Origin of the sequence: Kribbella caucasensis (assembly GCF_004361855.1) — a bacterium.
GTDB classification, from domain to species: domain Bacteria; phylum Actinomycetota; class Actinomycetes; order Propionibacteriales; family Kribbellaceae; genus Kribbella; species Kribbella caucasensis.
In genome coordinates this window covers 197,009-209,050 of record NZ_SNWQ01000014.1, presented here as the reverse complement: position 1 = coordinate 209,050, position 12,042 = coordinate 197,009, and the positions used below count along the sequence as shown (strand labels likewise).

Here is a 12,042-nt window from a genome sequence, read left to right as displayed (position 1 = left end):
CGCCGGTACTGCGGGGCGCCGGGCGGGCGCGGGTCGTGAGGGTGCGGGCGGGACAGCGCCGGGACCTTGAACAACATCGCGGGACCGTCAACACCGCACAGCATGACCGAGGGCACGACAACTTGTTCAAGGTCCCCACAAGCGACCAGCCGGCGGGCGGCGAAGGGGTTAGTGGGGGCGGGGGGAGTCGGGGGTGGTGCAGCCGATCAGGACTACTGAGGTGGCGGTGCGTTGGGTGGTGAGGGTGGCGGGAAGGGTTTGCTGGCGTGGGGAGTCGGCGGGGACCGTGAGGGTCAGTTCGCCGACGATGGAGAAGTCGGCGGCCTTGGCCTGGAGGCGGCAGGAGGCCTCGACCGATTTGCGGCGGTCGACCTGGATGGTGGCGGTGGCCGACGTGTCCGAGGTGATGGAGAAGGCGAGCAGCCGGGACGAGACCGTGGGCGTCGACTCGATGAACGCGACCCGGAGCAACCAGATCAGGGCGATCACTGCGAGCAGGCCGACCAGGCCGTAGACCAGCGGTTTGCGGGTCCGCGAGCGGCGGCCGTAACGGGCGTCCAGGTCGGTTGCGGATGGGTCGGTCAACGGTTCTCCTCGGGCTTGGAGGACCATTGTGTCTTGTGACCGGAGATCTTCGCCTGCTGCATGTCCACGCCCACCCCGATGACGAGTCCAGTAAGGGCGCCGCTTCGACAGCCAAGTACGTGGCCGAAGGTGTCGATGTGATGGTGGCCACCTGTACCGGTGGCGAACGGGGTTCGATCCTGAATCCACGGATGGACCGGCCCGAAGTACTCGCGAACATCACCGAGATCCGCCGCCAGGAGATGGACGCCGCGCGCGAGATCCTCGGTATCCGGCAGGAGTGGCTCGGCTGGGTCGACTCCGGGTTCCCCGAGGGCGATCCGCCGCCGCCGTTGCCGGAGGGCTGCTTCGCCGCGCTCAAGGTGGAGGACGCCGCGGCGCCGTTGGTGAAGCTGATCCGGGAGTTCCGCCCGCAGGTCGTCACGACGTACGACGAGAACGGCGGCTACCCGCACCCGGATCACGTGATGTGCCACCAGATCAGCGTCGCCGCGTTCGAGGCGGCCGGCGACCCGGATGCGTACCCGGAGCTCGGTGAGCCGTGGCAGCCGTTGAAGCTGTATTACCACCACACCTTCCACCGTGAGCGGATGAAGGCGTTGCACGATGCGATGCTCGCGCGCGGCCTGGAGTCGCCGTACGCGGATCGGTTGAAAGACTGGAAGCCGGACCCGGAGAACGAGCGGCGGATCACCACCCGGGTGGAGTGTGCGCAGTACCTCGAGACGCGGGACCGGGCGTTGCTCGCGCATGCGACCCAGATCGACCCGGACGGCGCGTGGTTCGCGGTACCACTGGAGGTTCACCAGGAGGCGTGGCCGACGGAGGACTACGAGTTGGCCCGGAGTGTGGTGGAGGCCGAACTCCCCGAGGACGACCTGTTCGCAGGGCTGCGCTGACGGCGGGCGGGAACGGTGAGACACTGGCCAGGTGATCGCGATGACCCTTCCTCCGACGACCGCACTCCCGATGGGCGAGATCGACCCGAACACGGTGCGTCCCGGCTGGGTCGCCCTGCTCATCGTGCTGGCGCTCGGTGCCGCCACGGTGCTGCTGTGGCGCAACATGGGCAAGCAGCTGAAGAAGATCGACTTCGACGACCCCACCGGGGGACAGCCGGTTCCGCCGGAAGACACTGCGGACGGCCCAGCACGGTCCGGCGGCCCGTCGTCGGCGGACAGCTCACCGGCCCCGGCTGGCGCTGCCGGGTCGACGGCGCCGAAGGCTGACCAGCAGGCCGACAAGGCCGAGCAAGTCGATGAGGCCGACGCGGACGATCCCGTGCACACCAAGCACTGAGCCCGAACGCACACATGCGCTGAGCCCAAACGCAAAGCACTGAGCCCGAACGGGGTCGATGCCGACGGCAAGCGCAGTGGGTTCGATGACGCCCGGATCTGCTTGCCTGGATGCGAAGGTCACGCCTGCGCAACCGTTCCCGATGCGGTGGTTACGAGATGGTGTCGCTGGCGACGGTCGTGACAAAGCTCACCCTATAGTGAGCGCGTGTCCAACCGTGCCGATAGCGGGAACGCTCAGTGACCGCGACCCGCGCCGCCCGGCACCGGATGCCCGGACGTCTGGTCGCGGGCGGCTTGATCGCGGTGCTGGTCGCCTCGCTGGCGATGGTCGTCGCCATGCTCGCGGCCAACAGCGAGCCGCAGGAGAACGTCCTGGGTATCGGCGGCCCGGGCCTGTTCGTGTCCTGGTTGCAGCCGTTCTTCCGGCTGGTCTCCACGATGGCGACCGTCGGTTGCGCGGGCGCCCTGCTCGCCGCCGTCGCGTTGCTGCGCACGGACGGCGGTTCGCTTGGTCCGCAGGGTCGCCGGGCGGTCCGGGATGCCAGCAATTCCGCGATCATCTGGGCCGTCATGGCCTTCGCCGGTGCGGTCGTGACCGCGGCGATCCTGCTCGATACGCCGGTCAACCTGTTGCGCTTCCGGCTGGACGACGCGCTCGGCGTACCCGAGGTGAAGTCCCTCCTCATCACCGGCATTCTCGTCGTCGCCCTCGCGGTCGGCATCCGCCGCGTGCAGACCTCGTCCGCCGCCGGCCTCGGTGTACTGGTCGCTATCGCCGCGTTGGTCCCGACCGCCCTGACCGCGTACCCGAACAACGAGTCGTACGTCGTGCTGGCCGGCGCCGCGTTGGTCATCCACGTCGTCGCCGCGACGTGCTGGGTCGGCGGACTGGCCGGCCTGGTTCGGTACGGGCGCGCGAGCCGCAACGGTCTGCCGTATGTGCTGGAGCGGTACAACCAGGTCGCCCTGATCTCGTCGATCTCCGTCCTGCTCAGCGGCCTGCTCAGCGCCGCCGCACGGCTGGCCGCGATGGGCGGTGGTTTCGGCAACGTCCTGGACGTCGTGACCTCGAACGCGTACGGCGGCCTGCTGCTGGCCAAGACCGCGATCTTCCTGCTCCTCATCATCGGCGGCTGGATCCACCGCCGTCAGGTCGTCACCAACCTGATCGAACCCGGTCCCCGCTTCTGGCAACTCGTGATCGTCGAACTGGTGATCATGGCCGCCGCCATCGGCCTCTCGGTAGCCCTCGAACAAACCAACTGACGGACCTCGACCGAGCGGCCCGCCCGGCACCGCATACCGTTGCTGCCATGGGCACCAACGAGCTCGGTTCCTCGACTTCTCCGTATCTGCGGCAGCATGCGGACAACCCGGTGGCGTGGAAGCAGTGGGGGGAGCCGGTGTTCGCGGAGGCGCGGGAGCGGGACGTGCCGGTGTTCCTGTCGGTGGGGTATTCGGCCTGCCACTGGTGTCACGTGATGGCGCACGAGTCGTTCGAGGACGACGAGACGTCGGCGTACCTGAACGAGCACTTCGTCAGCGTGAAGGTGGATCGCGAGGAACGTCCGGACGTGGACGCGATCTACATGGAGGCCACGGTCGCGATGACCGGGCAGGGCGGCTGGCCGATGTCGGTGTTCCTGACGCCGGCGGGGGAGCCGTTCTTCTGCGGCACGTACTTCCCGGCCCAGGCGCGGATGGGGATGGCGTCGTTCCGGCAGGTGCTGGAGTCGTTGACCGACGCATGGCGGACCAAGCGCGAGCAGATCGACGGGATCGGCGAGTCCGTCGTCAAGCAGCTCGGCGCCCGCAAGGCTGTAGGTCAGGGTGCCATCGACGAAGCCACGCTGACCAAGGCGGTCGCGCTGCTCAAGGTGGACTTCGATCCGGTGGATGCGGGATTCGGCCAGGCGCCCAAGTTCCCGCCGTCGATGGTGCTCGACTTCCTGCTCCGCCATCACCGCCGGACCGGGGACGAGGACGCGCTGCGGATGGTCACGCAGACCTGTGAGCGGATGGCCCGGGGCGGCATGTACGACCAGTTGGCAGGCGGGTTCGCGCGGTACAGCGTCGACAGGCAGTGGGTCGTGCCGCATTTCGAGAAGATGCTGTACGACAACGCCCTGCTGCTCGACGTCTACACGCACTGGTGGGCCGTCACCGGCACCCCGCTGGCGAAGCGGATCGCGACCGAGACCGCCGACTTCCTGCTCGCGGAGCTGCGCACTCCGGAGGGCGGTTTCGCCTCCGCGCTCGACGCCGACACCGAGGGCGAAGAAGGCCGGTACTACGTCTGGCACCCCGATGAGCTCCGCCAAATCCTCAACGACGACGCCGACTGGGTGATCGACCTCTGCGACGTCACCGGCACGTTCGAGCACGGCACCTCGGTCCTCCAGCTCCGCCAGGATCCGGACGACGCGGACGGCTGGCAAAGGGCCCGCACCGTACTGCGAACCGCCCGCGCGCGCCGCACGTATCCCGGCCGCGACGACAAGGTGGTCGCCGCATGGAACGGGCTCGCGATCACCGCGCTGGCCCGGGCGGGCGTAGTACTGGAGAAGCCCGAGTACGTCGAGGCGGCGGTAACGGCGGCCGAACTCATCCGGGACGTCCACCTCGACGAGACCGGGCGACTCCACCGGACCTCACGGGATGGTCAGGTCGGTACCGCGCACGGCGTCCTCGAGGACTACGCCGCCTATGCCCAGGCCTGCCTCACGTTGCTGGCAACAACCAATGGCGAGCAGTGGCTGGAGATCGCGGAAGGCCTGCTGCGACGGGTGCTCGACCAGTTCGTTGCTGATGGCACCTTCTTCGACACGGCGGCCGACGCCGAGCCGCTCGTCTGGCGACCGCAGGATCCGACCGACAACGCGAGCCCGTCCGGGGTGTCGCTCGCGGCCGAGGCGTTCACCACTCTCGCCTCGGTGACCGGATCGGCCCGCTACGAGGAAGCCGCCACGGCGGGACTCAGGGCGTCTGCGGCCCTGGCTGATCGGGCACCGAGGTTCGCAGGTCGTGCGTTGGCCGTGGCCGAGACCCAGCAAGCGGGACCGCTGGAGATCGCGATCGTCGGCGACTCGGCCGAGTTGGTCCGCACCGCTCTGACCGATGCTCCCTGGGGGACCGCGGTGGTGTCCGGCCGGCCCGGATCCGACGTACCGCTGCTGGCCGGCCGGGATCTGGTCGGCGGCCGCGCCGCGGCGTACGTGTGTCAGAAGTTCACCTGCCGGCTGCCGGTCGTGTTGCCGGAAGACCTTCGGCGGGAGTTGCGGACCGCCCGCTGACAACGCGCGTCAGTGCGGGTTTTCCCTGTCGTTTCAGCAGTTTCCCTTGACTCAGCCCCCGCCGGGGGCCAGAGTCCTCCAACAGTCGGATGTAACAGATCTCGCATGTCTTGACACATAGTGTCACAACTGAGCAGTGGCACTGATGGGCCACACATCCGGCGTCCCCATTTGATATCGGTCGCTGCGCCCAAACAGCGACCACACCGTGAGGAGATGTTGTCTTGAAACGACTGACATCAGCAGGGGCGGTGGCCATCGTCGCAACAGCGGGACTCGCTGGGGCATTCACCGGTTCGCCCGCCGGTGCCGCAGACCGAGCCGCTCCACTTCCGGCTTCCGGGTTCAACCAGCCGGCCGCCGTCCAGGCCGAGCAGGCGCTGACCGCCAAGACGGCGACCGCGCTCGGGTTGGGAAGTGGTGAGGTGCTCAAGGTCCGCGACGTCGTCAAGGATGCCGACGGCACCGAGTACGTCCGCTACGACCGGACCTACAACGGTCTGGAGGTCGTCGGCGGTGACCTGATCGTGAAGCGCAAGGGCGAGGTCATTGGCGAGGTGACCTACAACCGCGGCGCCAAGTCCGTCGGGGTCGCGACCAAGCCGACACTGTCCCAGTCGGCTGCGCTGACCAAGGCGGCGAAGACGGCGGACTTCAAGGCGACCTCCAACAAGGGCACGCTGGTCGTGTTCGTGACGCCGGCCAAGCCGGTGCTCGCCTACGAGGTGGTCACCACCGGCGTCAAGGCCGACCAGACCCCTTCGGTGCTGCACTCCTTCATCGACGCCAAGACCGGCGCGCTGCTGGATCAGGACGACGAGGTCAAGACCGGTACCGGCAACTCGATGTACTCCGGCACCGTCAGCATCGGTACCTCGGGCAGCTACTCGATGACCGACCCGAGCCGCGGTGGCAACTGGACCACCGACCTCAACGGCGCCACTTCCGGCAGCGGCACCACCTTCACGGACCCCGACGACACCTGGGGCAACGGCGCCACCTCGAGCCGGCAGACCGCCGGTGTCGACGCCCACTACGGCTCGCAGCTGACCTGGGACTACTACAAGAACGTCCACGGCCGGAACGGCATCTTCAACAACGGCCAGGGTGCGCGGTCCCGCGTGCACTACGGCAACGCGTACGTGAACGCGTTCTGGGACGGCAGCCAGATGACGTACGGCGACGGCGCGAGCAACGCGCGGCCGCTGACCTCGATCGACGTGGCCGGCCACGAGATGAGCCACGGTGTCACCGAGGCGACCGCCAACCTGAACTACTCCGGTGACGCGGGCGGCCTGAACGAGTCCACCTCGGACATCTTCGGCACCGCCGTCGAGTTCTCCGCGAACAACTCGTCCGACCCGGGTGACTACCTGATCGGCGAGAAGATCAACATCAACGGCAACGGCACCCCGCTGCGCTATATGGACAAGCCGTCCAAGGACGGCCGTGGCAGCGTGGACTGCTGGTCGACCAGCACTGGTGGGCTCGACCCGCACTACTCGTCCGGCCCGCTGAACCACTGGTTCTACCTTGCCTCCGAGGGCACCGGCAGCAAGGTCATCGGTGGCGTGACGCACAGCAGCACCGCCTGCAACGGCGCCACCATCACGCCGGTCGGCCGTGACGTGGCCGCGAAGGTCTGGTACCGGACGCTGAGCACCAAGCTCAGCTCGGGCAGCACGTACAAGGACGCCCGCGAAGGTGCGATCAACTCCGCCAAGGAGCTGTACGGCGCGGACTCCACGCAGTGCAAGGGCATCGAGGCCGCGTTCAACGGCATCTCCGTCCCGGCCGGCGCGGCTGCCTGCACCGGTGGCACCGAGCCGCCGCCCACCGGCGGCAACCTGCTGCTGAACCCGGGCTTCGAGTCCGGCGCGGTGAACTGGACCGGCACCTCGGGCCCGATCACCAACAACACCGGGCGTCCGGCCCGCACCGGCACCTGGAAGATGTGGCTGGGTGGCAACGGCACCACGAGCACCGAGAACGAGGCCCAGTCGGTCTCCATCCCGGCGACCGCGACCAGCGCCACGCTCTCGTTCTGGATCCGGATCGACTCCTCGGAGACGACCAGTTCGACGGTGTACGACACCGCGAGGATCCAGATCGTCGACGGGTCCACCACGACCACGCTGGCGACGTACTCGAACCTGAGCGAGAACCCGACCTACGTGCAGAAGACCTTCAACGTGACCGCCTACAAGGGCAAGACGATCTCGGTGAAGTTCCTGATGAACGAGGACTCCTCGCTGCAGACCAGCTTCGTGGTCGACGACACCTCGCTGACCACGAGCTGATCAAGGGATCAGTCCCGCTGTGATCCAGTCCGGGGCACACGGCCTCCGCCCAGGCTGTGTGTCCCGGATTCCTTTGTGAGGCAAAGGAGTGTCCCCATGCTGAAGTCCCTCCGGTACGGCGCGCTCGGCGCTGTCCTGGTCGCCACCGTCCTCGTCGTCCCCGGCGGTACGGCGACGGCGGTCGAGTCGCCCGATATCTCCGTCACCAACGCCAAGGCCCATCTGGACCAGTTCCAGTCGATCGCCACGAACAACGGCGGCAACCGGTACACCGGCCGGCCCGGGTACCGAGCGTCCGCCGACTGGGTGAAGGCCAAGCTCGACACGGCCGGCTACGCCACCACGTTGCAGTCCTTCTCCACCTCGGCCGGTACGTCGTACAACGTGATCGCCGAATGGCCGCACGGCGACGCGAACCACGTCGTGATGGCCGGATCCCACCTGGACAGCGTCAGTTCCGGTCCGGGGATCAACGACAACGGCTCTGGTAGCGCCGGCGTACTTGAGACCGCACTTGCCTACGCTGCCAGCACGCAAACGGCTAAAAACCGATTGCGTTTCGGCTTCTGGGGAGCTGAGGAACTCGGGCTGCTCGGGTCGAAGTACTACGTCAACAACCTGCCATCGGCCGATCGGGACAAGATCGAGCTGTACCTGAACTTCGACATGATCGCGTCGCCGAACCCGGGCTACTTCGTGTACGACGACAATCCGGCCGGCAATGGTGCTCGTGACGATCTGGTCAGCTACTTCACCAGCAAGAGCGTGCAGACCGAGTTCATCGACGTCCAAGGGCGTTCGGACCATGCGGCGTTCCGGTCGCTCGGAATCCCCACGGCCGGGACGTTCTCGGGCGCCGAGGGGACCAAGTCGTCCGCGCAGGCCACCAAATGGGGCGGCACGGCCGGGCAGGCGTTCGACCCGTGTTACCACCGGTCCTGCGACAACATCAGCAACCTGAACCTGACCTCGCTGGACCGCCAGATCGACGCGATCGGTCACATGATCTGGAACTACGCGCAGAAGGACTACGGCACCACCGAGCCGCCGACCGGGAACAACCTGATCCTGAACCCGGGCTTCGAATCGGGTGCGGTGAACTGGACCGGAACGTCGGGCCCGATCACCAACAACACCGGCCGGCCAGCCCGTACCGGCAGCTGGAAGGCCTGGCTGCAGGGAAACGGCAGCACCTCCACGGAGAACATCGGCCAGTCCGTCGGGATCCCGGCCTCGGCGACGGCCGCGTCCCTGTCCCTGTGGATCCGGATCGACACGGCCGAGACGACCGGCTCGACGGTGTACGACACGGTCAAGGTGCAGATCGTGGACAGCGGGACCACGACCACGCTGGCGACGTACTCGAACCTGAACAAGAACACGTCGTACGTCCAGAAGACGCTGAACGTCCTTGCCTACAAGGGGAAAACCGTCACGGTGAAGTTCCTCGGCCAGGAGGACTCGTCGCTGCAGACCAGCTTCGTGATCGACGATGTGGCGCTGACGACGAGCTAGGCCCGTCCGCTAGACCGCCTTGCAGAGCTTGCCGGGCGGCACGGTGGCTTCGGTGAGCAGCTGGCTCACCGGAGTCACCAACGGCTTCACCTTCGGGTCTTCGAGGCGGGTGAGTCCACCGCTCGCGGCGACGGCGATGATCATGTCGTCGGGATACCGGACGGTCGGCTTGGTCGTGCCGACATCGGTCCAGTCGATCTGCTTGACCGCATCGGTGATGGTGGTGAGCAGGCCGGCGTCCAGCCTGCACCGGACGGGGTCCTTGCCGCGTTTGCTGACGCTGGCGATGCCGTCCGCGCCCAGTACGACGCGGTCGTCGAAACCGGCGAAACCACCTGTGCGGGTTACGGTCAGCGGCAACCCGCCGGTCGTAGTACTGCTGCTTGTCGGTGCGCTGGTGGTTGGATTGCTTCCGCTGTTTGAGTCGGGCTCGTCGCCACACCCGGTCAGGACCAGGCCGGCGACGGCTGCCAGTGCTGCGTACCGGATGCTCTTCACACCCTCATGCATACCCGCCCGCGGGGTGACGGCAGACTTCGTGCATGGGCTGGTACACGAATGTCATCCGGTCGTTAGGGCACCGGCCGTGGTTCGCTACCGTCGGTCGCGCTGCCGTACCGGTTGATCGCTGGCTGCAACGAAAGACCGGCGGCCGGATCACCGTCATCGGCCGTACTGCCTTGCCCACCTTGCTTCTGACGACCAACGGCAGGAAGTCCGGCCTGCCGCGGACCGTGCCGCTGCTGTACGCACCCGACGGGGACGCATTCGTCGTGACAGCGTCGAACTGGGGCCAGCAGCATCACCCGGCATGGTCCGCCAACCTGCTCGCCTCACCCGAAGCCACGGTTTCGTTGGCCGGAGGCCGCGAGATCCCGGTCCGCGCCGCCCTGGCAGAAGGGGCGGAGCGGGACCGGGTCTGGCCTCTCGTCATCCGGGTCTGGCCTGCGTACGACACGTACGTCGAACGCAGCGGCCGCGCGATCCGGGTCTTCGTCCTCACTCCCAGCTGATCAGTTCTTCTGGCTGATCGGGCGGACCAGGTCGACCAGTGCGCGGGTGAGCTCGACGCGCTGCTCGAAGATGGCGAGCGTCGCCGCGTCTCCGGTCTTGTTGAGGATCTCCAGCGGCAGCGCGGTGAACGTCGCCCGGCACATCAGCGACCCGAGGTAGCCGTACAGCACCTCTTCCTCGGACACGCTCATCCCGTCGGCGGCCAGACCCTGCATGAACGCCGCCACGATGGCCCGGTGGATCAGGGGCAGCGTGCTCGGTGCGAGCTCGCCGGCGTGGGCGAGGCCCACCAGTAGCTGGCCGAGGTCGAATCCGACCGCCTGTGGGCAGTCGAAGCCCCAGTCGATCACCACGAACTCGTCCTCGTTGTCCTTGGTGACCAGCAGGTTCTGCGGACTCGCGTCCCCGTGCTGATAGGTCTGCGGCAAGGCGTCCAGCGCGTCCAGTACTACGGGCAGCCGTTCCGCGAGCTCGAGCAGATCGTCCTTCAGCCCGTGGTCGCCCGTGCTGCAGACGGCGGCCGCCAGCAGCGGATGCCGCCAGGTGTCGGCGTCGGCCAGGGCCGGCAGAGCACCCATCATCACCCGGCCGTTCGTGTAGTACCGCAGCCCGACGCCGGGTGTCTCGACGTCTCCCCGGGGCAGCAGTGGCTTGACCAGATGCGGCTGGCGTCGCGCCGACAACCTGCCCAGTAGGTAGGCCGCCCGCTCGAACCGCTCCAGCGGCCACGGACCCGGCGCCTGGTCGACGTTCTCCATCCAGAGGGCAGCCCGCTCGTCGTCGTGCACGTCCGTCCGGTAGAGCGTGGGCAGCCGCATTCCTTCCGGCAGCAGCGCCTTCAGGTCGCCCTCGTGTACGGCGATCTCCAGCCGCCACGGCAGGTTCTGGATGAACTTCTCCCGGATGTGTTCGGGTACCAGCTCGATCTGGGACCAGTGCCGGGGCGACTGGAGCTTCTTCACGAAGCAGGACCAGCGGGTCGTCGTACCGTCCGCGAGTCTGGCGGTGCCGAAGACCCGGAGCAGCGCCTCCGTACTCGGCGTACCGATCAGGTAGTTGACCGGTTCGACCCGGACGTCGGCCGGTTCGGCGTCCGGTTGTCCGGTGACGGTGCGGACCAGGTCGGCGTACTCCTGGTCGTCGAGGGCGTCTCGCCCCAACGGCGCGAACGCCTCGTCTGGTGTGGTCGTGCTCATGATGCCCCCCGGTCAACGTGGCTTTGACACCATGTTGCCGCGCTTTCTTCAGCCAGTCTTCAGGTACCGGTCCCCCCGGCCTGATCGGGCTGGACGATCAGCCCGCTCGGTACGTCGCGATGCTGACGGCGATGTAGTGGCAGATGAAGGCGGCCACCGTGCAGGCGTGGAAGATCTCGTGGAAGCCGAACCACAGCGGCGACGGGTTGGGGCGCTTGGTCCCGTAGATGACCGCGCCGATCGAGTACAGGCCGCCGCCGATCGCGAGCAGGGTGACGACAGACGCGCCGCCCAGCGTGTAGAAGTCGCCCATCCAGAAGATCGCCACCCAGCCGAGGGCCAGGTAGATCGGGGTGTACAGCCAGCGCGGGGCGTGCACCCAGAAGATCCGGAACAGGATCCCCAGCAGGGCGCCGCCCCAGACCATGCTGAGCAGCAGGATCCGGTCGTCGCCGCGCAGCAGCACCATGCCCAGTGGCGTGTAGGTGCCGGCGATCAGCAGGAAGATGTTGCTGTGGTCGAGCCGGCGCAGGATCGCCTCGCCGGTCGGGCCCCAGTAGAACCGGTGGTACAGCGCGGAGATGCCGAACAGCAGCATCGAGCCGAGCGTGTAGACGGCCGCGGCCCAGCGGGCGCTCGCGCTGGGGGCCAGGCAGATCAGCACGATGCCGGCCGCGGTCGCGAACGGGAACGTGCCGGCGTGCAGCCAGCCGCGCAGCTTCGGCTTCAGCGGGGCCAGCTTGCCGGAGATCCGGTGCCCGAGTTCGTGGGGTGAGGTGCTGGTCGCGGTCTCGCTGTTCGCGGTCCTGGCCGTCATCGCCATCCTCTCGAGCGCTGG

At 67.7% G+C, this 12,042-nt stretch carries 11 protein-coding genes; 7 read left to right on the top strand and 4 right to left on the bottom strand.

Going from position 1 to position 12,042, the window contains the following annotated elements; all coding sequences use genetic code 11:
* Nucleotides 1-168 precede the first annotated feature (168 nt).
* Nucleotides 169-585, bottom strand: a complete 417-nt coding sequence (locus EV643_RS27265; RefSeq protein ID WP_133803000.1) for a DUF4307 domain-containing protein — start codon at nucleotides 583-585, stop codon at nucleotides 169-171.
* Here EV643_RS27265 and mca point away from each other — a divergent pair.
* From mca to EV643_RS27235, 6 genes are all read left to right on the top strand, one after another.
* Nucleotides 573-1,484 carry a mycothiol conjugate amidase Mca gene (mca, locus tag EV643_RS27260; RefSeq protein ID WP_202869778.1) on the top strand — a complete coding sequence of 304 codons (912 nt, stop codon included), beginning with the start codon at nucleotides 573-575 and terminating at the stop codon, nucleotides 1,482-1,484. The genes EV643_RS27265 and mca overlap by 13 nt on opposite strands.
* A 40-nt stretch (nucleotides 1,485-1,524) precedes the next feature.
* Nucleotides 1,525-1,884, top strand: a complete 360-nt coding sequence (locus EV643_RS27255; RefSeq protein ID WP_133802998.1) for a hypothetical protein — start codon at nucleotides 1,525-1,527, stop codon at nucleotides 1,882-1,884.
* A gap of 239 nt (nucleotides 1,885-2,123) precedes the next feature.
* Nucleotides 2,124-3,152, top strand: a complete 1,029-nt coding sequence (locus EV643_RS27250; protein WP_133802997.1) for a CopD family protein — start codon at nucleotides 2,124-2,126, stop codon at nucleotides 3,150-3,152.
* A gap of 47 nt (nucleotides 3,153-3,199) precedes the next feature.
* Nucleotides 3,200-5,179 carry a thioredoxin domain-containing protein gene (locus EV643_RS27245; RefSeq protein ID WP_133802996.1) on the top strand — a complete coding sequence of 660 codons (1,980 nt, stop codon included), beginning with the start codon at nucleotides 3,200-3,202 and terminating at the stop codon, nucleotides 5,177-5,179.
* Between the two features lie 224 nt (nucleotides 5,180-5,403).
* Complete coding sequence (locus tag EV643_RS27240) at nucleotides 5,404-7,479, top strand: M4 family metallopeptidase (protein ID WP_238165835.1); 2,076 nt, start codon at nucleotides 5,404-5,406, stop codon at nucleotides 7,477-7,479.
* Between the two features lie 96 nt (nucleotides 7,480-7,575).
* Complete coding sequence (locus tag EV643_RS27235; RefSeq protein ID WP_133802995.1) at nucleotides 7,576-8,994, top strand: M28 family peptidase; 1,419 nt, start codon at nucleotides 7,576-7,578, stop codon at nucleotides 8,992-8,994.
* Nucleotides 8,995-9,003: 9 nt separating this feature from the next.
* On the opposite strand, the gene EV643_RS27230 is transcribed toward EV643_RS27235, so the two are convergent.
* Nucleotides 9,004-9,492: a hypothetical protein gene (locus tag EV643_RS27230; RefSeq protein WP_238165834.1), complete on the bottom strand. Its 489-nt coding sequence runs from the start codon at nucleotides 9,490-9,492 to the stop codon at nucleotides 9,004-9,006.
* A 44-nt stretch (nucleotides 9,493-9,536) separates the two neighbouring features.
* Between EV643_RS27230 and EV643_RS27225 the strand changes: the two genes are divergently transcribed.
* Entirely contained in the window at nucleotides 9,537-10,007 is a 471-nt protein-coding gene (locus EV643_RS27225; protein WP_133802993.1) for a nitroreductase/quinone reductase family protein, read from the top strand.
* Here the strand turns inward: EV643_RS27225 and EV643_RS27220 are convergent, their stop codons facing one another.
* Entirely contained in the window at nucleotides 10,008-11,204 is a 1,197-nt protein-coding gene (locus EV643_RS27220) for a phosphotransferase (RefSeq protein WP_133802992.1), read from the bottom strand.
* Between the two features lie 97 nt (nucleotides 11,205-11,301).
* Entirely contained in the window at nucleotides 11,302-12,021 is a 720-nt protein-coding gene (trhA, locus tag EV643_RS27215; RefSeq protein WP_202869777.1) for a PAQR family membrane homeostasis protein TrhA, read from the bottom strand.
* Nucleotides 12,022-12,042: the final 21 nt, after the last annotated feature.